Origin of the sequence: Prevotella sp. LCP21S3_D2 (genome assembly GCF_052118345.1) — a bacterium.
In the GTDB taxonomy this organism is placed as follows: Bacteria; Bacteroidota; Bacteroidia; order Bacteroidales; family Bacteroidaceae; genus Prevotella.
Genome location: NZ_JBQKHJ010000103.1, coordinates 1 through 508, shown reverse-complemented (window position 1 = coordinate 508; position 508 = coordinate 1). Strand labels below are relative to the sequence as shown.

The window sequence follows — 508 nt, the reverse complement described above, 5'->3', positions numbered from 1 at the left end:
CATTAAAAAGTGCGATAGCACCGCCCTAACTACCTATTTTTATATAGTTAGGGCGGTGCTATTGCTAAAATTCGAGACCATTTACCGCATAGAGCGGTACATTCGTAACCCTATCTTCTTGCTGATAATCATTCATGGAGATGCGATAGGCCTTCTTTGACCGGTTGTCTGCAACAAACTGGCGCAGGCTCTTTGCTTTGACATTCGTCTCGGCTTTCACCTCCAGCGGAACAATCTCATCCTCCTCATCCTGGAGCAGAAAATCAATCTCCTGAGTACTGTTGGACTTGGCATAATAATACGGTTCATACCTGAGAACGAGCTGCTGCAAAACATACTGTTCCGTCAACGCCCCTTTAAACTCGGTAAAAATACTGTTGCCGTCCACTATTGTCGTTGCCTTGAGATTAGACATCGCACCTAGAAGCCCGACATCCAGGACGAAAATCTTGAAGGCTGCCCGGTCTTCATAACTGGCAAGTGGCAGTCGGGGAGCTTTCACATTATA

The 508-nt window shown here is 46.3% G+C and carries 1 protein-coding gene; it reads right to left on the bottom strand.

The genetic code is table 11. The annotated features are described in order from the left end of the window. Window positions 1–64 precede the first annotated feature (64 nt). Window positions 65–508 (bottom strand): DUF4143 domain-containing protein (locus ACTQ16_RS16795; protein ID WP_441938582.1); only part of this gene is annotated, 444 nt, incomplete at its 5' end.